At 65.6% G+C, this 20,461-nt stretch carries 18 protein-coding genes; 17 read left to right on the top strand and 1 reads right to left on the bottom strand.

Annotated elements, in window-relative coordinates; genetic code table 11:
- Window positions 1-515 precede the first annotated feature (515 nt).
- From CVV68_RS04410 to CVV68_RS04470, 13 genes are all read left to right on the top strand, one after another.
- Complete coding sequence (locus CVV68_RS04410) at window positions 516-1,169, top strand: TetR/AcrR family transcriptional regulator (protein WP_110499786.1); 654 nt, start codon at window positions 516-518, stop codon at window positions 1,167-1,169.
- A complete protein-coding gene (locus CVV68_RS04415) occupies window positions 1,166-2,068 on the top strand; it encodes a TIGR01777 family oxidoreductase (RefSeq protein WP_110499787.1) in 903 nt (300 codons plus the stop codon). The genes CVV68_RS04410 and CVV68_RS04415 overlap by 4 nt, the downstream gene beginning before the upstream one ends.
- 94 nt (window positions 2,069-2,162) lie before the next feature.
- A complete protein-coding gene (locus CVV68_RS04420) occupies window positions 2,163-2,609 on the top strand; it encodes a hypothetical protein (protein WP_110499788.1) in 447 nt (148 codons plus the stop codon).
- 275 nt (window positions 2,610-2,884) lie between these two features.
- Window positions 2,885-5,005 (top strand): DUF5107 domain-containing protein, encoded by a 2,121-nt coding sequence (locus CVV68_RS04425; protein WP_211320716.1) that lies wholly within the window; start codon window positions 2,885-2,887, stop codon window positions 5,003-5,005.
- Window positions 5,006-5,588: 583 nt separating this feature from the next.
- Window positions 5,589-6,473 carry a ferredoxin reductase family protein gene (locus tag CVV68_RS04430; protein WP_245933340.1) on the top strand — a complete coding sequence of 295 codons (885 nt, stop codon included), beginning with the start codon at window positions 5,589-5,591 and terminating at the stop codon, window positions 6,471-6,473.
- A gap of 21 nt (window positions 6,474-6,494) precedes the next feature.
- Window positions 6,495-6,764 (top strand): hypothetical protein, encoded by a 270-nt coding sequence (locus CVV68_RS04435; RefSeq protein WP_110499790.1) that lies wholly within the window; start codon window positions 6,495-6,497, stop codon window positions 6,762-6,764.
- Between the two features lie 202 nt (window positions 6,765-6,966).
- Complete coding sequence (locus CVV68_RS04440; RefSeq protein ID WP_110499791.1) at window positions 6,967-7,674, top strand: FadR/GntR family transcriptional regulator; 708 nt, start codon at window positions 6,967-6,969, stop codon at window positions 7,672-7,674.
- The gene (locus CVV68_RS04445; protein ID WP_110499792.1) at window positions 7,671-8,633 is read left to right on the top strand and encodes an asparaginase; all 963 of its coding nucleotides are present in this window, start codon (window positions 7,671-7,673) and stop codon (window positions 8,631-8,633) included. The genes CVV68_RS04440 and CVV68_RS04445 overlap by 4 nt, the downstream gene beginning before the upstream one ends.
- Before the next feature lie 138 nt (window positions 8,634-8,771).
- The gene (gene aspA / locus CVV68_RS04450) at window positions 8,772-10,214 is read left to right on the top strand and encodes an aspartate ammonia-lyase (RefSeq protein WP_110499793.1); all 1,443 of its coding nucleotides are present in this window, start codon (window positions 8,772-8,774) and stop codon (window positions 10,212-10,214) included.
- Window positions 10,215-10,262: 48 nt separating this feature from the next.
- The gene (locus CVV68_RS04455; RefSeq protein WP_110499794.1) at window positions 10,263-11,804 is read left to right on the top strand and encodes an amino acid permease; all 1,542 of its coding nucleotides are present in this window, start codon (window positions 10,263-10,265) and stop codon (window positions 11,802-11,804) included.
- A gap of 223 nt (window positions 11,805-12,027) precedes the next feature.
- Window positions 12,028-13,098, top strand: coding sequence for a 2,3-butanediol dehydrogenase (locus CVV68_RS04460; RefSeq protein ID WP_110499795.1), 1,071 nt, complete (start codon window positions 12,028-12,030; stop codon window positions 13,096-13,098).
- A 234-nt stretch (window positions 13,099-13,332) separates the two neighbouring features.
- Window positions 13,333-14,292 carry an FAD-dependent oxidoreductase gene (locus tag CVV68_RS04465; RefSeq protein WP_110499796.1) on the top strand — a complete coding sequence of 320 codons (960 nt, stop codon included), beginning with the start codon at window positions 13,333-13,335 and terminating at the stop codon, window positions 14,290-14,292.
- An 87-nt stretch (window positions 14,293-14,379) separates the two neighbouring features.
- Window positions 14,380-15,090, top strand: coding sequence for an FMN reductase (locus tag CVV68_RS04470; RefSeq protein ID WP_110499797.1), 711 nt, complete (start codon window positions 14,380-14,382; stop codon window positions 15,088-15,090).
- A gap of 10 nt (window positions 15,091-15,100) precedes the next feature.
- Here CVV68_RS04470 and CVV68_RS04475 read toward each other — a convergent pair whose 3' ends face one another.
- Complete coding sequence (locus CVV68_RS04475; RefSeq protein ID WP_110499798.1) at window positions 15,101-16,171, bottom strand: hypothetical protein; 1,071 nt, start codon at window positions 16,169-16,171, stop codon at window positions 15,101-15,103.
- A gap of 100 nt (window positions 16,172-16,271) precedes the next feature.
- Between CVV68_RS04475 and CVV68_RS04480 the strand changes: the two genes are divergently transcribed.
- The 4 genes from CVV68_RS04480 (at window position 16,272) to CVV68_RS04495 (ending at window position 20,460) form a co-directional block, all read left to right on the top strand.
- Complete coding sequence (locus CVV68_RS04480) at window positions 16,272-16,958, top strand: GntR family transcriptional regulator (protein ID WP_110499799.1); 687 nt, start codon at window positions 16,272-16,274, stop codon at window positions 16,956-16,958.
- 182 nt (window positions 16,959-17,140) lie between these two features.
- The gene (locus CVV68_RS04485; RefSeq protein WP_110499800.1) at window positions 17,141-18,139 is read left to right on the top strand and encodes a sugar phosphate isomerase/epimerase family protein; all 999 of its coding nucleotides are present in this window, start codon (window positions 17,141-17,143) and stop codon (window positions 18,137-18,139) included.
- Between the two features lie 96 nt (window positions 18,140-18,235).
- Window positions 18,236-19,978: a dihydroxyacetone kinase subunit DhaL gene (dhaL, locus tag CVV68_RS04490; protein ID WP_110499801.1), complete on the top strand. Its 1,743-nt coding sequence runs from the start codon at window positions 18,236-18,238 to the stop codon at window positions 19,976-19,978.
- Window positions 19,975-20,460, top strand: coding sequence for a ribose-5-phosphate isomerase (locus CVV68_RS04495; RefSeq protein ID WP_110499802.1), 486 nt, complete (start codon window positions 19,975-19,977; stop codon window positions 20,458-20,460). The genes dhaL and CVV68_RS04495 overlap by 4 nt, the downstream gene beginning before the upstream one ends.
- The last annotated feature ends 1 nt before the right edge of the window (window position 20,461 follow it).

The following is a 20,461-nucleotide window of genomic DNA, read 5'->3' on the forward strand; positions in this document are numbered from 1 at the left end:
TGCATTGGGACGAACCGGAGCGGAACTGGCTTTCAAACATCCTCAGGGTCGCTGTGGCACTTGCAGAAGCCGGCTACGACTTCCGCTTCGTTCTCGGCGACGGTGGACATAGTCCCAATCACGGCGGCGTTCTACGTCCCGATGCCCTCCGTTGGCAGTGGCGATAGCGGCTTGTCTGATAGGCGGAGCAGTGAATCGCAGCGGTAACGGGCGTGATGCCTGCTTGCCGCTAATGAGGTTCCCGTGACGGCACTGGCCAAAGTGGTAGTTCCAACGGTGCGGCTTCGATTCCGGGCCCTCTGGTCCTTGGCGAAGGACCACGCACTGTTCAGCGATATATCCTGCTCCGAACGAAAAGCTCGGTGCAGTCCCACAGGGCGTTCCCTAGGACGCGGGAGGGCTTTGCAGGCGAATAGATAAATTGGCGCAGAACGCCTCCGAGATATTATTTGAACACGTTCAAAAAGCGTGCTTTACTCAGTATTGAACACGTTCGAAAATAATGGAGGCATCTCATGGACCACGCCAAGAGCGCGCAAACCAAGGCCCTGGTGCTCGAAACAGCCCTGGCCATGTTCCGCAGCAAGGGCTTTGCGAAGACCACTATGCGCGCCATTGCCACGGAGGCCGGTGTCTCGCTTGGCAGCGCCTATTACTATTTTGCGTCCAAGGACGAGCTGGTGCTGGAGCTGTACAGGGAGTCCGTGGCTGAGCAGCGCGTCCGCGCCACCACGGCATTGGTGGGAACCACAGGGCTGTCCGACCGGCTCAAGGCGGCCGTTCACAGCGGGCTCGACGCCCTTGGGCCTTATCACCACTTTGGGGGAGCATTCATTGCCAGCGCGCTGCCGCCGCAGTCCGCAGTGAACCCCTTCGGGGAGGCATCGCGGCAGGCCCGGGGGGACGCCGTCGCGATCTTTGAAGAGGTCATTGACGGGACCAAGGTTCCGGCGTTCCTGCGCCCACAACTGCCCGAACTGCTGTGGCTGGCCTACATGGGCGTGGTGCTGTTTTGGGTGTACGACCGCTCCGGGGACCAGCGCCGAACCCGCATGCTCATCGATGGGGCCGCACCCCTCATCGCCAAGCTGGTTTCCATCTCCCGGCTGCCCGTGGTGAGGCCCCTGGTCGAGGAAGCACTGGCACTCAAGGCCCGGGTGCAGGCATGAAAACGGCAGTGATTGCCGGGGCCACGGGCTTCATTGGCGGCCACTTTCGGCACGAATTGGAAGCTGCGGGGTGGCGGGTGCGCACCATTGGCAGGACGGGATCCGCAACTGACGCAGCCTGGGGCGACACCGCCGCCATCACTGAGGTGCTCGAAAGTGCGGATTTTCTGCTGAACCTGGCGGGCAAATCTGTGTCGTGCCGCTACAACGCCCGCAACAAGGCGGAGATCCTCCAGTCCCGGCTCGAGACCACCGCCGAGCTGGGCCGCGCCGTGGCCGGGTGCCAGGTTCCGCCGCGGGACTGGTTCAACGCCAGCACCGGCACCATATACCGGGATGCGCGGGACCGTCCCCAAACCGAGTACGACGGCGAACTTGGCTCCGGCTTCTCCGTGGACGTGGCGCGGGGCTGGGAAGAGACGCTGGCGGCGGCATCCACTCCCTTGACGCGGAAGATCCCGCTGCGGATCACCATCGTGATGGGCCCGGGCGGTGGAGTGATGAGGCCATTCGTGAACCTCGCGCGCGTGGGCTTGGGCGGGCCCATGGGCAGCGGGCGGCAGAAGTACAGCTGGATTCACGTGCAGGACTTGTTCCGCGCCGTCATGCTTGTGCACGAACACCCGCAAATTACAGGGCCCGTCAACATCGGCTCGCCCAATGTGGTGGATAACCGGGAACTGATGGCGGAAGTGCGCCGGGCCGTCAAGGCGCCGTTGGGGCTGCCCACGCCCACCCGGCTGCTGAAAGCGGGTGCGGTGCTGATCCGCACGGAGTCCGAGCTGGTGCTCAAGAGCCGGTGGGTGCAGCCGGCGAAGCTGCAGGATGCCGGGTTCACCTGGCAGCACCCGGACTTGGGCGAAGCGCTCGCCGACATCTTGGCGGCTGACCGTGGCTGACCATGCGACGGGAGGAAGCGCAGGGCATGCAGAGGTGGCCGCCGCGTTAAGAGCTGAACAGTTGGCCCGACATGCCCGCGAGGACCGTTTTAGCATGCGCTACGGGGTACCGGCGCTGCTGCTCGGCTGGCTCCTCACGTTCGTCCTGTTTTGTCTGGGCCTGACGGTGGGCACAATATCCTTCACGGGAGGCGGCAGCGGCCTCGGCTGGTACTTCCTGCCAATTTCGCTGGTGTATGGGTTCCCCGTGGCAGCGGTCATCGGCCTGCCGTTTGCAATCCTTGTTGCCTGGCCGCTGCGCCGCTTGCGCAAGCAATGGATGCACGTCGCGGCCCACGCACTGGCAACCGGCATTGCCTTCTGGGTCGTGGTCACGGCATTGGGCGGGTGGACCGATGCGATCTCAAGCGCCTGCATTGGACTCTTCGCCGCCGCTTGCGCCGCAATTGGCCGGGCCGTCGTCATTCCCTTGGTGGCCCGCCGAAACGCAAGGCCGTCCCAGCCGCCCACCGGGCCGCCCACCGCTATTCCTGCTCCCTGACCACCCGTGACCATGCAATGAAAAGACAGAAGATGCGGGTTGCGGCCCACACGAAGAATTGAAAAGACAGCAGATGCGGGTATTCGGGCCCCACACCCGCATCTGCTGTCTTTTGAAAGTCGGATCGGGCCCCGCACCCGCATCTGCTGTCTTCTGAATAGGAGCGATCAAGAAGCCAAGCGCATGGGCCGGTTCGATATGCTCGAATATGCGTGTTAGTTGCCTGCATCACAGCCCAAGCCCCACTGGCTGCAATTCCTTGACGATTGGACCCCATGAGCCACGCCGCCACCGTAAAAATCACCACCCGCACCATCGAGTTGGCCGAGCTTGGTCCGGCGTCGCCGCTGCCCCCGGTGCAGCCGCTGCTGGAGCCGCCGTACACCGTCGGCAACGGCATCCCCGAGGAAATCGCGGACGGTTCGCGGTGGGGCCATGCAAAAAACATTTTCCCGTACCAGCTGCAGGATGCCTACTCGCGCGAGACAAGCCCAACGGAGCTGACCGCCGTCGTGCTTGAAAACGAGCACCTGAAGGCGACGTTCCTGCCGCAGCTGGGCGGGCGGCTCTGGCAGCTCAGGGACAAGAACGCCGGCAAGGAACTGCTGCACACCGGCAATCGCATCCAGTTCGCAAACCTGGCGCTGCGCAATGCGTGGTTCGCCGGCGGGATTGAGTGGAACATTGGCACGCGCGGGCACTCGCCCACCACGTGCTCCCCGCTCCACACCGCCATTGTGCACGCGCCGGACGGGCAGGAGGTGCTGCGCATGTGGGAGTTCGACCGCCTGCGCGAGGTGGTGTTCCAGATCGATGCCTGGCTGCCCGCCGATTCCAAGGTGCTGTTCACCGCCGTGCGCATCCGCAACCCCAATGACCGCGCGGTGCCCATGTACTGGTGGAGCAATGCGGCCATCCCGCTAACCCCGGAAACGCGCGTCATTGCCCCGGCCGCGCGAGCCTACGCCACCGGTTACGACGGCTCCATGACCGTGGTGGCGCCCACCGACTTCCACGGGACCGACGCCACCTGGCCCGCACGGAACCCGCACGCCGCGGACTTCTTCTTCGACCTGGCCCCGAACCAGCGGCGCTGGGAAGTTGCCATGGACGACGCCGGGGACGGGCTTGCGCTCGTATCCTCACCCCGGCTGCGGGGCAGGAAGCTGTTCGTTTGGGGCGAGAATCCGGGCGGCCACCGGTGGCAGGACTGGCTGACGCCATCCGGCGGCGGACCGTCCGCAAGCGGCCAGGGGTCCGACAACAGCCCGGGTTCCGAAAGCACGGTCCCGCGGCAGTATGCGGAGATCCAGTCAGGGCTGGCGCAGACCCAGTTTGAGCACGTGTCCATGCCGGCGGGGGAGTCCTGGCAGTGGGTTGAGGCGTACGGCAACGCCGCCCTGGATCCCGCGATTGGCGGCGGGGACTGGGACTCCGCAGTGTCGCATGGGGCGGAGCGGGTGGAGGCGCTCGTTTCCGCTGGCGGGGTGGATGCTGCGCTCGACGACGCCGCACGCTGGGCGGACCTGCCGCCGTCGGAGTTTGTGGTGGCCGGGAACGGCTGGGGCGCGCTGGAGCGTTCCCGGCGCCGCGCCGCGAAGCTGGACTGGATTGACGAGGCGGGCACGCCGTTTGCGCAGGAAACGCTCACCGCCGCGCAGGCTCCGTGGCTGGAACTGCTGCAGGCGAACGAAGGCATTGTGGAGAAGCCGTTTGAGCCTTCCGCCTCCGAGGCGGCCAGCCAGCCGTTCGGCGGTGCGGCGTCGTTTGTGCGCGGCCTGGATTGGGAAGACCTGCTCACCGCCGGCCGCAATGAAAGCGCTGAGGCCGCGTTTCACCACGCGGTCATGGTCCACGCACGAGCCGATTCCACCAAGTCGAAGGACATGGAAACTGTGGCCGGGCTGTACCGCAGGACGCTCGCGAAAGTTGGACTCAGTCCCGCCAGCCGGGCGCTGGCACATCGCGGGCTCGGCGTGGCGCTGCTGTCGGCAGCCGGCACCGGCGGCACCGCCGGCAAAGCAGATTTTGCCGCCGGCACCGAAGGTGGCGCTGCCGGGGGAGTGGCCGAGCTCGTTGCCGGCTGCGCCGCGCAGCCGGACAATCGCTGGCTGCTCGTGGAGGCGATGACGCTTGCCATCGCCCATGGTGCGCCCGGGGAGGCACTCGCCCTGGTGGGCCGGGCGCCGGAGTCCCTGGCCGGCGTCGGACGCGTGAAGTTCCTGGGGGCGCTGGCACACGCCCGCAGGGGGAACCCGGGGGAGGCTGCCCGCATGCTTCGCGCCGGGCTCGAAGTGGCGGACCTTCGCGAGGGTGAAAACTCCATCACGGCGCTGTGGCAGGAGGTCTGCCCCGGCGAAGACGTGCCTGAACGCTACCAATTCGGCATGCACTGACACGCAAATGCAATTCGCGGGAACCACTGGCGCTGCGAAGCAGCCATCCAGGCATGCCGGCAATGGCGGGTCGGCGGTGCCGGCCGGGGCGGGTGATGCCCAGCTCGAAGTCCAAGGCAAGACCGATGGTGCAGCTCCCACGACGGAAGGGGGCCGGTTCCGTGGCCCAAACAGCCAATGTTTTTGTTGCCGGCCGGCCATGGCGCCCAACGTGAATCATTTGATCTGCTTCGGAAGTCGCACTCAGGGCCTTGCGCCGGACAAGCTGTCCACTGGCCGCTAGCATTGCCGTATACAAGGATCTTCGCTCCGGGGAGTGCATAATGAATGTCACGAGAAGCGTTTCAACCAACGTCCGGTTGCGGCTGAACCCTGGAGGGGACGGGCCCCGTTGGGCCGCTCCCGGGCCGTCGCCAGACGGCAGCAGTGTCCAATAAAGCGTGTCCTCGGTGGTCTGGCATGGGTGTTGTTCTACTTGCTGTATTGCTTGGCGCCACTGTTGCTGGCCCTTGGCGAGCCGGCCTCGGAAGGCCGTTCATTCCGGATTGATTTTTCCGTTGCCCTGGGATTTGTCGGCTTGTCGATGCTGGCGCTGCAGTTTGTCTTGGTGGCCCGTTTCAAGTTCGTGGCAGCGCCATTTTGCATTGATGTCCTGCTCAAATTTCACATCCAAATCACTTTCGTGGCGCTCGCCTTCGTGGTGGCTCACCCGATCCTGTTATTTGTGGCTGACACCCGGTATTTGGCGCTGCTTAATCCGGTGACGGCGCCGTGGCGTGCACGGTTCGCCGTGCTCAGTGTCATCGCACTCCTGGTCCTGATCTGGTTGCCGATGTGGCGGAAACGCCTTCGCCTCCGCTACGAGGCGTGGAAGCTCACGCACGGGCTTATTGCCGTTGCGGTGGTCCTCTTTGGCCTGCTGCACGCAAGCCTGGTTGGCTACTTCGTTACCGGGACGTTTCGCCATCTCCTTTTCGAGGGATACATCGGCGTCCTGATCTTCCTCCTGGTGTGGGTGCGCCTCATCAGCCCGCTCATGCGGCTGCGCCGCCCCTGGCAGGTGGTGGAGGTTGTTGCCGAGCACGGGGAGGCGACCACATGGGTCGTTGCCCCAGTGGGACATGAAGGATTCCGGTTCAATCCAGGGCAGTTCGAGTGGATCGCGATCGGGCGCTCTCCGTTCAGCATCAAACAGCATCCATTTTCCTTTTCCTCCGCAGCGGACACGCGGCCCGGCGGGACCGTCAGCATGACGATCAAGGCCGCGGGGGATTTCACCCAGACTGTTTCACAAGTTACGCCGGGAACCCGCGTCTACGTGGAAGGCCCCCACGGCGTCTTCTCCATGGAACACCGGCAGGCGCCGGGGTACGTGTTCATTGCCGGCGGCGTTGGCGTCACGCCGATGTACAGCATGTTGCTGACCAAGTTTGAACGGGACGATGTGTGGCCCGTGACCCTCTTTTAGGCGAGCGGCACTTGGGATGGGGTGGTTCTTCGGGACGCGTTGGTCCAGCTGAGCGAGAAGATGCCCAACCTTGAACTGGTCCAAGTCCTCGGCACCCCGCCACCAGACTGGACTGGCGAGTCCGGCCGCATTACCCCTGACATGCTCCGACGCCGCCTGCCGGCACATTTTCGACGCCATGAGTTTCTCATTTGCGGCTCAACGCCGATGATGGACGCAATGGAGGCTGCCTTGGCAGAGGTGGGCTTGCCGTACAGCCAAGTCAGTTCCGAACGCTTTGACATGATCTGAGGAGGTCGCCTTGCGTCAAGCCTGGACTACCCGAGTGGTGCTCATCATTGGGGGCGGACTTCTTCTGGCCGGCGTATTTTTCGCCCTGTCCCGTTCGTCAAACCGTGAGCCCTCCACGCGGATGCACGACGCCGGCAATGCCGCCCAGCCCAGGGGGACACCGTTATTGACACCATCCTGTGAGCCGTGTCATAGTCACTGTATGAACTTGTCAGACAGCTGGACAGCCGGACAGCAACAAATTGTCCGGGTAAGTGCCGCAGAGGCCGTTTTCAAGGCGATCCGCGACGCCATCGAGGGGGGCCAGCTCGCCGTCGGGGCCAAGCTGGGCTCCGAAACGGCGCTGGCCCAGCGGTACGGCGTCAGCCGCTCCGTGGTCCGGGAGGCCCTTCGTACCTGCACAGCACTTGGCCTGACCGCCACGCAGACCGGCAAGGGAACGTTCGTCATTGCCGAACGCCCCACCGGCGACCTGGTCCTGGGCAAGTTTTCCGCCCGCAGCCTCATGGAGGCGCGCCCGCACATCGAGGTGCCGGCCGCCGAACTGGCCGCAACCCGCCGCAGCGAGGAGCAGCTGGAACAAATGCGCGGCATCATCGAGGCCATGGCCGGCGAGGACGACCCCGAAATCTGGGTCAGCCTGGATGGCAGCTTCCATGCGGCCATCGCCACCGCCAGCGGCAACGGCGTCTTCGAGCGGGTGGTCCACGACATCGGAGAGGCCCTGGCCAAGCAGTCGGAAACCATCAACCTGATCACCGGCCGCCGCCTGACGTCCGACCACGAACACCGCCTTATCCTGGACGCCATCGCCCGCGGCAACACCGGGGAGGCCGGCCGCGCCATGGCCGTCCACCTCAACGCCGTCGACGCCGCCCTGACCTTGATTATGGGAGACAGCAAGGCATGAATATTACGCAATTCCCGGCCCACGCGCCCCTCGCCGTGCAGACCCGCGGGGCCATCGTGGAGAGCGTCCACTACGGTTCGCTGGCGGCCGTGAAGCCCGACGGCGGGATCCTCCTTTCGCGCGGGGAGCCCACCGCCCGCATCTACCCCCGGTCGGCGTTGAAGCCGCTGATGGCCGTGGCGATGCTCCGCGCCGGCCTGGAACTGCCCGACCAGCAGCTGGCCCTGGCCGCCGCCAGCCACTCTGGCGCGGCTGTGCACCAGGAGACGGCTGCCACAATCCTGGCCGGTGCCGGGCTCACTCCGGCAAGCCTCGGCAACTCCGCCGACCTCCCCTACGGCACCGCCGAACGCAGCGCCTGGCTGGCCGCTGGCCTCGGACCCACGCAGCTGGCGCAAAACTGCTCCGGCAAGCACGCCGCCCTGCTGGCCACCTGCGTGGCGAACGGCTGGCCACTGGAAAGCTACCTGGATCACGGCCATGCGCTGCCCGCCCTGATCCGTGAGGTGGCGGCCGAGCTGACGGGGGAGGAACTGACCGAGATCAGCACCGACGGCTGCGGCACCGAGGTTTTCGCGCTCTCCCTCACCGGCATGGCGCGCGCGTTCAGCCGGCTGGCCACTTCGGCGCCGGGCACCGCTGAGCACCGTGTGGCTGCCGCCATGCGGGCCCATCCGGACATGGTGGCGGGCGAGGGCCGCGACGTCACGGCGTTGATGCGGGCCGTTCCGGGCCTGCTGGCCAAGGACGGCTTTGAGGGCATCCAGCTCATCGCGCTGGAGGATGGCCGGGCCCTGGCCCTGAAGATATCCGACGGCGGCGACCGGGCCCGCATGCCGTCCGCGGTTCCGGCGCTGATCACCCTCGGCGTGGATCCTGCCCTGCTGGAACCGTTCAACGAGCTGCCTGTGCTGGGCGGCGGCCGTCCCGTCGGCACCCTCCACGGACTGCCCTACTGACCCTCCCTCAGTTACAGGGCGCTGTGCCGTGACGCTCAATCACGGCCCCTTCTGTCTGCCCATCCAGTGAACGTCCAGCTTTTTGACCACCGCCCCGCACGTTTTCGTAAATCACCCATACTTCCTCCAAGGAGCATCATGACTGACCTGACAGCCATCCCGCTGGACCCCCTCGCCACCATCGCAACTGCCGTCCGCAGCGAACACGACCTGATCGGCGACCGCGACGTGCCGGCGGACGCCTACTGGGGCGTGCACACTCTGCGCGCCGTGGAAAACTTCCCCATCACCGGCCAACCGCTGTCCACCAACACCCACCTGGTGAACGGGCTGGCCATGGTGAAACAGGCCGCCGCCCAGGCCAACCACGAACTGGGCCTGCTCGACGACGACCGCGCCGCCGCGATCATCCAGGCGTGCCAGGAAATCATCGCCGGCGAACTGCACGAACAGTTCGTGGTGGACGTCATCCAGGGAGGTGCGGGGACGTCGTCGAACATGAACGCCAACGAGGTCATCGCCAACCGGGCACTGGAAATCCTGGGCCACGCCAAGGGCGAATACCAGTTCCTGCACCCGAACGACCACGTCAACCTCAGCCAGTCCACGAACGACGTCTACCCGACCGCCGTGAACGTGGCCACCATCTTCGCCGCAACGTCGCTGGTGGCGGCCATGGAATACCTGGGCACGGCGTTCAGTGAGAAGGCCGTGGAATTCCGCACGGTGGTGAAGATGGGGCGCACGCAGCTGCAGGACGCCGTGCCCATGACGCTCGGCCAGGAGTTCAACACTTACGCGGTGACCATGGGGGAGGACCGGGCGCGGCTTGCCGAATCAACCCTGCTGGTGCACGAAATCAACCTCGGCGCCACAGCCATCGGCACCGGACTCAACGCCCCGAAGGGGTACTCCGAGCTGGCCTGCAGGCACCTGGTGGAGATCTCCGGGCTGCCGCTGGTCACCTCCGCGGACCTGATCGAGGCGACGCAGGACGTCGGGGCGTTTGTGCACCTTTCCGGCGTGCTTAAGCGGGTGGCCGTCAAGCTGTCCAAGATCTGCAACGACCTGCGGCTGCTCTCCTCCGGCCCGCGCGCAGGATTTGGCGAGATCACACTGCCCGCCGTTCAGGCAGGTTCCTCGATCATGCCCGGCAAGATCAACCCGGTGATCCCGGAAGTAGTGAACCAGGTGGCCTACGAGGTCATCGGCAACGACGTCACCATCACGATGGCGGCGGAGGGCGGGCAGCTGCAGCTCAACGCCTTTGAACCGATCATTGTGCACAGCCTGACCAAGAGCATGCGCCACCTCGAAGCTGCCTGCCTGACCCTGGCGGACAAGTGCGTCCGCGGCATCACCGCCCATGAGGACAAGCTGCGGGCGCAGGTGGAGCACTCCATCGGCCTCGTCACGGCGCTGAACCCGCGCCTGGGCTACGCGGCGTCGACCATGATCGCGCTCGAGGCGCTGTCCTCCGACCGCGGCGTGGCGGAACTGGTACTGGAGCACAAGCTCCTCACGGCCGAACAACTGGAAGAGCTGCTGCGCCCGGAACACCTGGCCAACCTCAGCGATTAAGCGAGCGGCCCGCAACGGTGCGGGCCGCCTTCACCGATAGGCAAGCGTATGCACCATGAAACAAATGTAGACACCTCCGATCTGGTCCAGGACGTACCGAATGCGGCACTGACGGCGGAGGATGCAGGACTCCACAAGGGGCTGAAATCCCGCCAAATCCAGATGATCGCCATCGGCGGGGCCATCGGCACGGGGCTCTTCATGGGCGCCGGCGGCCGCCTGGCCGGGGCCGGGCCCGCCCTGATGTTCAGCTACGCGATCTGCGGCTTTTTCGCTTTTCTGATCCTGCGGGCGCTGGGCGAGCTGGTCATCCACCGGCCGTCGTCGGGCTCGTTTGTCTCCTACGCCCGCGAGTTCTTTGGCGAGAAGGCCGCGTTTGTGTCCGGCTGGCTGTACTGGCTCAACTGGGCCATGACCGCCATTGTGGACATCACCGCAATCGCCCTGTACATGCACTTCTTTGCCAGGTACGTGCCCTGGATTGGCGCGGTCCCGCAGTGGGTCTGGGCATTGGCCGCGCTGTTGCTGGTGCTGGGCTTGAACCTGGTCTCGGTGAAGGTGTTTGGCGAGATGGAGTTCTGGTTCGCGCTGATCAAGGTGGTGGCCCTGGTGGGCTTCCTGTTGGTTGGCAGCTACTTTGTCATCTTCGGTACCCCCGTGGCCGGCCAGCAGGTGGGCTTCAACCTGATTGCGGACCACGGCGGATTCTTCCCCAACGGACTCCTTCCCGTGGTGGTGGTCATGCAGGGCGTGGTGTTTGCCTACGCCTCCATTGAGCTGATTGGCACGGCGGCCGGCGAAACGCAGAACCCTGAAAAGGTGATGCCGAAGGCCATCAATACCGTGATCATCCGTATTGCCGTTTTCTATGTGGGCTCCCTGGTGCTGCTTTCCCTGCTGATGCCGTACACCGCTTACAAGGCGGGGGAGAGCCCGTTCGTGACGTTCTTTGGTTCCATCGGCGTCCAGGGCATGGACTCCATCATGAACCTGGTGGTGCTCACCGCGGCCATGTCTTCATTGAACGCCGGGCTGTACTCCACCGGACGCATCCTGCGCTCCATGGCCCTGTCTGGATCCGCGCCAAAATTTGCCGCCAAACTGAACAAGCGCGGCGTCCCGTATGGCGGCATCGCGCTGACGGCGATTGTTGCCGGCCTCGGTGTCATCCTCAACGCCGTTGTTCCGGCAGCGGCGTTTGAAATTGTCCTGAACATGGCCGCGCTGGGCATCATTGCGTCCTGGGGCATGATTGTCCTGTGCCAGCTGGCGTTGTTCCGGCTGTCGAAAAGGGGCCTGGCCATCCGGCCGTCCTTCCGCATGATCGGGGCGCCGTACACCGGCTACCTGACACTGGCATTCCTGCTGGCCGTCATCGTCCTCATGGCGTTCGACAGCCCCGTGGGCACCTGGACCGTGGCCTCCATTGTGGTCATTGTTCCTGCACTCATGATTGGCTGGTACGCCTCCCGGGGCCGCATCAAGGAGATCGCCGCCGGCCGCGACGGATCCACCGGCGCCCACCCGGTCATCGCCCACCACAGCCACGCGACCGCCGCCGACACAGCTGATGCGGGCGGAAACCACTAGCGGCAGCACCGAGTGAGCGCGCCTTGCGCCCACCGCACCCGGCAGACCCTTTGCGTCTCCTGCAGGGTGCGTTGCCACCTGGGGCCATACGGCCCTAGCCAGCCGCCACTGCCGCGCGGTAGCGTCGAGAACAATCGGTTCCGGCGAGGCAGGCAGGCCTACTTTCGCCAGGAGCCGTGCGGGCGCGAGATCTCGCGTTCGGTGTTTCGAGGAAGGACCTGCCGTGAAGGCTGCACGTTTCTACGCACAAAAAGACATCCGGATTGAAGAGATCCCGGAACCGGAGCTGCGCGCCGGGTCCGTGGCCATCGACGTAGCGTGGTGCGGCATCTGCGGCACCGACCTGCATGAGTACCTCGAAGGCCCGATCTTCACCCCGGCACCGGGCCATCCACACCCGCTGTCCCATGAGGAAGCGCCGGTGACCCTGGGACATGAATTCTCCGGAACCATCACGGCCCTGGGCGAGGACGTCATGGATCTGGCAGTGGGACAAAACGTCGTCGTCGAGCCCTATTTCGTGTGCGGTCAGTGTGCCTCCTGCCGGGCCGGAAATTACCACCTCTGCGAAAAGATGGGCTTCATCGGCCTGGCCGGAGGAGGTGGCGGACTGGGTGAAAAGATTGTTGTGGACAAGCGCTGGGTCCACCCCATCGGGGACATCCCGCTGGACGAGGCCGCGCTGATCGAGCCGCTGTCGGTGGCGCATCACGCGGTGGTGCGAAGCGGCGTCGTGCAGGGGCAGTTCGCGCTCGTCGGTGGAGCCGGACCGATCGGCCTGCTGACGGCTGCGGTGCTCAAGGGCATGGGCGTGACCACCATTGTCAGCGAGCTTTCGGCGGCCCGCAAGGACAAAGCCCGTGAAAGCGGGGTCGCCGACCACGTGCTGGATCCCAGCCAGGAGGACGTCAAGGCCCGCGTCCTTGAGATCACCAACGGCATCGGCGTGGATGTGGCCTTCGAATGTGCCGGGGTCAACGCGGTGCTCGACACGCTGCTCGATGCGCTCAAGCCCGCCGGCGTGCTGGTCAACGTCTCCATCTGGGGGCGACCCGCCACCGTGGACATGCAAAAGGTCGTGCTCAAGGAAATCGATCTGCGCGGCACCATTGCCTATGTCCGCGACCATGCCGAGGTCATTGAACTGGTCGGAAGCGGCAAGATCGACCTCAAGCCGTTCATCACCGGACGCATCGCCTTGGAGGACCTGATTGACAAGGGCTTCGATACGCTCATCAACCACAATGAGACGGCTGTGAAAATCATCGTCTCGCCCAGCGGCAGGGGCCTCTAGCCATACTGCATGTTCCGATGCCTTCGCGGTGGAGTTCGCCACGGCTTGAAGCTAAACCAACGCTGCTTGGTATCGCATGCACCCAGTGTTCACGGCGCCAGCGGCTCCATGGCGGCAGGGCTCATGCCGTGCCGTCCGGCCCCGCTGTCAGCATGGCAACGCACCCTGCGGCCCGTTTGGCGTGGCCCGCAGGGTGCGTTGCCGGCCGCGGCAACCCGGGCTTAAGATGGCGGCATGAGGCGCGGAAATGATCCAATTCTCGTCATCGGCGCCGGTGTCAGCGGGCTGACTACAGCCGTGTGCCTGGCCGAGGCGGGCTGCGACGTGCTGGTCTGGACCGCCGAACCCCCTCAACGGACCACCTCGGCAGTGGCCGGCGCCATGTGGGGGCCGTCGTTCCAGGAACCCGCCGCCAAAACACTGGAATGGACAGCACAATCCCTGGTCGACTTCCGCCAACTGGCGCTGGAGCCGGAGTCCGGCGTCCACGTGGCGACTGTCCTGACCGCCGGCGACATGCCGGAACCGGGAGAGCTGCCGCCGCAGGTCCGACTGATCCCCGACCTTCGCCCGTGCGCCTCCGCCGAGCTGCCCGTGGGTTTCAGCACCGGATCCAGTGCCACCATGCCGCTGATCGACATGCCGCGCTACTTGGACTATCTGCTTCTGCGCCTGGAACGGGCCGGCGGCATGATCGAGCTTCGCACGGTTGACACCCTTGACGAGGCAACGCAGGGTGCGCCGGTGGTCGTCAACTGCTCGGGACTCGGAGCCCGGGTGCTGGCCGCGGACCAGAGTCTCATTCCTGTGTTCGGCCAACACGTGGTGTTGACAAATCCCGGGCTTGACGTGGCCTTCATGGAACTGTCCGACAGCCCCGAGTGGACCTGCTATTTCCCGCATCGAGAGCGCGTGGTGTGCGGAGGCATTCGCGTCCCGGACCGGTGGGACAGCAGTCCCGACAGCGACGCCGCACAACGGATACTCGAGCGGTGCCGGCTCGCGGAACCACTTCTCAATGACGCCGAGGTGGTGGCCGTCATCGCAGCCCTTCGCCCGGACCGCCCCGTAGTGCGCGTCGAGGCGGAGTCCCTCGGGAATTCCCGGGTGGTGCACAACTACGGCCACGGTGGAAGCGGTGTCAGCCTGTCGTGGGGTTGTGCCCGCGAGGCGGCTGAACTCGCCGTGGCCTGACAGGCCCGAAACTTTGGCGCAGAGGTGGGAACGGGCCCCGGGAATAACATCACTCCACCACAAGTTGACCCCAGTAGATGCAAACGCATGTACAGCGCGTCAGTAAAGGGAGTCACAGTGCAGCGCACCATAGTTGTTATCTCGGCAGGCCTCGGCGTCCCGTCGTCCACCCGCATGCTCGCGGACCAGATGGCCGCCGCAGTCCAGGAGCGCCTGGGTGAGGCGGGTGCCGAAGCCGTGCTCGACGTCGTCGACCTCCGCGACTACGCCGCAGACATCGCCAACAACATGCTCGCCGGCTATGCGGGCCCGGCGCTGGCGGACGTCATCAGCCGCGTGGCCGGCGCCGACGCCATGATCGCCGTCACCCCCACGTTCAGCGCGTCGTACAGTGGTTTGTTCAAGTCCTTTTTCGACGTCCTTGACCCGAAATTCCTCGATGGCATGCCCGTGCTGTTTGGTGCCACCGGCGGGTCCTCGCGGCATTCGCTGGTGCTGGACATGGCCATCCGCCCGCTGTTCAGCTACCTGCGTGCCCGCACGATGCCCACCGCCGTCTACGCCTCGCCCGAGGACTGGGGGCAGGCAGGCACCGATGCCCTGGACCGCCGCATCGGCCTGGCAGCCGCGGAACTTGCCGCCGTCCTGGCACCAATCCCAACCACGACGCCGGCCCCAGGGGACACGTCCAGCGCCCGTCCCGCCGTGGACCACAAGGCCAAGCGCCGCGAACGTGAAACGGTTGAAATGACGTCCCTGCCGTTCGAGCAGCTGCTGGCCCAGACCCAGGCGCGGTAGCGGGGCCGCCCTAGAAGATCGGCTGGATCGGCCGGGTGGTCAGCGGCGGCGGATCCAGCTGGTCCAGGATGACGGTGAGCGCCACCCGGTAGATGTCGGGGTGGATTTCCGGGCTGGCGTGGCCGGTGTCCGGGATGTCGTATTCAAAGTGCGGGTTCTTGGGGAACAAAGCCTCCCAGCCCACAATGGCCATGCGGGCGTTGACAATGAAGTCCTTGGGGTCGTACAGCAGGCCGATCCCGGTGCTGCGCGGGATGCCGCCGTCGTACTGGGCGGGGAACGCCTGCAGGAAGGTGGCCTGGGTGGTCTTGAGGATCAGCGAGTTGTTGGCCTGGTTGAGGGAGCCGCCAACGCCGGAGCGGGCCGCCTGGTACATCCCCTGGCCGTTCGGGTTGGCCAGCCCGCTCCACACGCCGGCGGCCAGGCGCCCCACCAGTCCCAGGTAGGGGACAACGCTGCCGGCCAGGGAAATGTATTCCTTGCCCGGGTCCAGGACGTCGCTGACACTGCTGGGGCTTGAGCCCATGACGATGACTCGGACGTGGATGCCGATCTCCTCCAGCAGGCCCGCCAGCACCGTGGCCGCCATCCCGCCAAAGCTGTCGCCGTAAAAGTAGACGGTGTCGATCCTGCGTTCATAGGTGTCGCGCTGGATGGCGATGAACAGCTGGGCTATGTCGATCCCGCCGTTGGAGTAGCCAATGTAGGACGCCGGCGCCCGCTCGTTCATGGCCGGCTGCAGGGCAGCGAGCTTGCGGCCGGCGTCGCGGTAGCTGACCCCAAACCCGCCCAGCAGGTACCAGGCCTTGCCGGGAAACCTGTTGGCGGCCGTCTTGTTTTCGTCATTGTCCGGGGTCGTGACGCGGAACTGGGACCGCTCGGTCAGCAGATAGTCGGCAGCAATGTTGGCGTTGAACGCCGTGGTGGCCGCCGCGCCGGCCATGATGCCCAGGAACCAGCGCCGGGGCGTATTCGGGGGCTGGCGGGTGTGGCCATGGTGCTCCGGGGACTTGTGCGCCGGATGGTGTCCGGCGCCGCTGTCGGGGAGCGGTTCTTCGGGGCGGTGTTTTTTGGCTGACATGGTCGATCACCCTCATTCTTCCACGGTCCGCTACTTTGGCGGCGACGGGAGGTACGTTTAAGGTGTCTGCCAGCCCCCGCAAATCCTATAGGATTTAAAAATGATAACGCCTTCCCGTGGAGCACGCCCAGTCAGTCGGCAGGTCCTCGCTGATCACGTCTATGAAGAAATTCTGGAATCACTGATGGACGGGCGGCTTGAGCCGGGGTCTCCCGTGAGCATTGACGGCACGGCACGGGACCTTGATGTTTCCCCAACGCCGGTGCGCGAGGCGCTGGCGAGGCTGGAGCACACGGGCCTGGTGGTCAGGGTTGCCTTGAAGGGTTACCGGGTCGCTCCGGTTTTTTCACGTGATGATTTTGCCAACTTGATGGACGCGCGGCTGGTCATTGAGCCTGTCACCACGCAGTTGGCCTGCCGGCGCATGTCCCCGGAGGTGCTGAGTGGGCTGCGGCAGGCGATCGCCGACCTCAAGGAGGCGCCGCGGGGGCCGTCGTTTGCTGAATTCCGCGATTACCTGGACGCCGACGAACGCTTCCACCGCCTCATCGCCGAAAATTCCGGCAATCCGTTCATGCTCGCCGCCTATGAGGCCCTGGGCGGCCAGGTCCAGAGGTTCAGGTTGTTTGGCGGTGTGGGCATCACCGATGCCGACCATGCCATCGCAGAGCACCAGGCGGTTTTCCGGGCCATCGAACTGGGCGACCCGGAGGCCGCCGCGGCCGCCATGACGGAGCATGTGGGGAAAGTGCGCCAGCGTGCCATGCAGGACGCGCCACAGGCCTGACCCGCCCCTGACGTGCCGGCGCCTGGCCCGCCACGTCTGACCCGCCCCTGACGTGCCGCCGCGCGGGGCTGACGCACGGCTGCACGCTGGTTCGCGGGGCTTCCCAAAATGTGATTCTTGACATAGTCTGTAGCGATAGTAGATCCTATAGGAAACAGGATCACAACCAAGGAGCTACACCCATGGCCTACACAGCCGCCAACTGGCCCATCAGCGCAGCACTGCTGCAATTCCCGGGCACCAACGCCACCGGCCGGCACATCAATGATGCAGTCCCCGCCGAATGGGTGCAGGTGTTCCAGGAGGTCAAGAATGCCGGCTTCGCCCATGCGGACCTGACCGACAGCTGGGTTCGCCCGGGGGACCTGGGCACCGCGCGGCTCGCCGAATTCAAGCAGGCCGCCGCACAGGCGGAGATTGGCATCCCGGTCATCTCGGCCATCCGCAGCAGCGTGATTGATGCGAAGAACTGGGAAGACAACCTGGCCTACAGCCACCGCACCATCGACGCCGCCGCGGGACTCGGATGCGAGGTGGTCTCCTTCGGCCTCCACCAGGCACTGACTGCGGAGCAGCAAAAGCAGCTGTGGTTTTGGACCGTCCAGGGGCACACGGATCCGGCGGGGAACACGGAAACGTGGAATGACGCCGTCGTCCGTCTCCGCGAACTGGGCCGGCATGCAGCCGAGGTCGGCGTCCTGCTGTCCCTGGAGATGTATGAGGACACCTACCTGGGCACGGCCGACTCATCGGTGAAGCTGGTCCAGGACATCGGGCTGGCCAATGTGGGCCTCAACCCGGACGTGGGAAACCTGGTCCGGCTGCACCGCCCCATCGAGGACTGGCGCGAGGTGCTGGAAAAGACCCTGCCGTACTCCAATTACTGGCACGTGAAGAACTACATCCGCGACGAGGACGTGGCCCGCGACAGCTATGTTGCCATGCCGGCGCCCATGGAAAGCGGCATCATCAACTATCGGGACGCGTTCCGCACGGCCATCTCCGTCGGCTTCCAGGGGATCATCTGCACCGAGCACTACGGAGGCGACGGGCTGAGTGTGACCGCCACCAACCAGGCGTACCTGCGCAACCAGGTCCTGCCCAAGCACGAGGGCTATGCACTGGGCACCAGCCAGGTGGCCCAAGGCCGGCAACAGCCCGCCACATCAGTTTCCGTCTAACCGGCGACGGCCCAGCCCGACAGCACGGCCACAGCTCACTAGCAAGCAACTGGCTCAACCCAGCAGAGTGCAAGCCTGCGGATTCAAAGAGGAACCATGACCCAGATTTTCGATGATCCCGCCAACTTCGCGGACGAGGCCCTTGACGGCTTCGTGGCCGCAAACCGGCAATACGTTTCCCGCGTGGACGGCGGCGTGGTCCGCTCCACGGCCAGCCCGGACGGCCAGGTGGCAGTCGTCATTGGCGGCGGCTCCGGGCACTATCCGGCCTTCGCGGGCCTGGTCGGCGCCGGGCTGGCCGCGGGTTCGGCCTGCGGCAACATGTTCGCCTCGCCGGCGGCCGGACAGGTTTACCGCGTGGCCAAGACTGCCAGCAACGGTGGAGGCGTCCTGCTCAGCTACGGCAACTACGCCGGCGACGTCCTGCATTTCGGCCAGGCCCAGGTGCGCCTGAACGCCGAGGGCATCGACACGCGCACCGTGCTGGTCACCGATGACATTGCGAGCGCTCCGGCGGACCAGATGGGCAAGCGCCGCGGGATTGCCGGTGACCTGACCGTGTTCAAGATTGCCGGCGCCGCCGCCGAAGAGGGCCTGAACATGGACGAGGTGGAGCGGCTGGCCATTCTGGCCAACGCCCGGACCCGCTCCCTCGGCGTCGCTTTCGACGGCTGCACGCTGCCCGGGGCGCCGGAACCCCTCTTCCACGTCCCCGCCGGCCTCATGGCACTCGGCTTGGGCATCCACGGCGAACCCGGAATTTCCGAACACCCGCTTCCGACGGCGTCCGAGCTCGCCGAGATCCTCGTTTCCCGGCTGCTTGCGGACAAGCCGGAGAACTCCGGGACCCGCGTGGTGCCGATTATCAACGGCCTGGGCACCGTGAAGTACGAGGAATTGTTCCTGCTCTTCGGCAAGGTTGAAAAGCTGCTTACCGCTGCGGGGTTGACCGTGGTTGAACCGGAGTGCGGGGAGTTGGTCACCAGCTTGGACATGTCCGGGCTTTCCCTGACGCTGTTCTGGCTGGACGACGAACTCGAACGCCTGTGGGGCGCACCCGCGGACACTCCTGCCTTCCGCAAGGGCACGATGGCCCGGCGCGCCCACCGCGACGTCGACGTCCTCGCTGCCGCAACTGACGTGGAGACCGAGCGGCCCACGGCAGCCGCGGCGGCACTGGGCCTGCACGCCGTCTCAGCCATCGCGGCGGTCCGTGACGTCGTCGTCGAGCACGAACAGGAACTGGGGAACCTTGATGCCATCGCCGGCGACGGCGACCATGGCATCGGCATGCGCCGGGGAGTGGATGCTGCGGTTGCCGCGGCCCGGTCCACGGCGTCGAACGACGTCGGTGCCTCCGTGCACAGCATCCTCGCCGCGGCGGGGGAGGCTTGGAGCGAAAAGGCCGGCGGGACCTCGGGCGCCCTATGGGGCACAGCGGTCATCGCGGCCGGTGCGGCGCTGGGCAATAAGGACAGCTACACCAGCCGGGACGCCGCGGCCGCCGTGGAGGCCTTCTCCTCAGCCATCACTGAACTGGGCAAGGCTGAGCTCGGAGACAAGACCATGGTGGATGCGCTGCTGCCGTTCCGGGACGCGTTCACGGCCGCAATTTCAGGTGGCGCACCGGTGGGCCGGGCCCTTGCCGTGGCCGCCGCCGCGGCCAGGAGCGCCGCCGAACAAACCGCCAAACTGCGCCCGCTGAAGGGGCGCGCACGGCCGCTGGCCGAGAAGAGCGTTGGGCACCCGGACCCGGGTGCGGTGTCTTTTGGCCTCATCGTCGAACGGTTGGGCCGGCACATTGATGCAGAACTCATAGGACAAGGAGCAAAGGCATGACGCAGGAAAAGGCAGGATTCCGGATAGTGGTGGGCAACGATTCCGCCGGGGTGGAATACAAAAATGCGCTCAAGGAACTTCTTGAAAATGACCCCCGGGTTGCCTCCGTCACGGACATTGGGGTGGGACCGGACGATTCCCGTGCCTACCCGCACGTCGCGGTGGACGGGGCCCGCATGGTGGCCAACGGCGACGCCGACCGCGCGCTGCTGATCTGCGGCACGGGACTCGGGGTGGCCATCGCGGCCAACAAGGTGCCAGGCATTCGTGCGGTCACCGCCCACGACAGCTACTCTGTGGAACGCTCGGTGCTCAGCAACAACGCCCAAGTGCTCACCATGGGACAGCGCGTCATCGGCCTGGAACTTGCCAAGAAGCTGGTCACCGAGTGGCTCGCTTACACCTTTGACGAAAACTCCGCCTCGGCTGAAAAAGTCGATGCGATCTGCTCCTACGAACCCGACTACACGAAGGCCTCCTGAA

Source organism: Arthrobacter livingstonensis, from assembly GCF_003219815.1.
GTDB classification, from domain to species: Bacteria; Actinomycetota; Actinomycetes; order Actinomycetales; family Micrococcaceae; genus Specibacter; species Specibacter livingstonensis.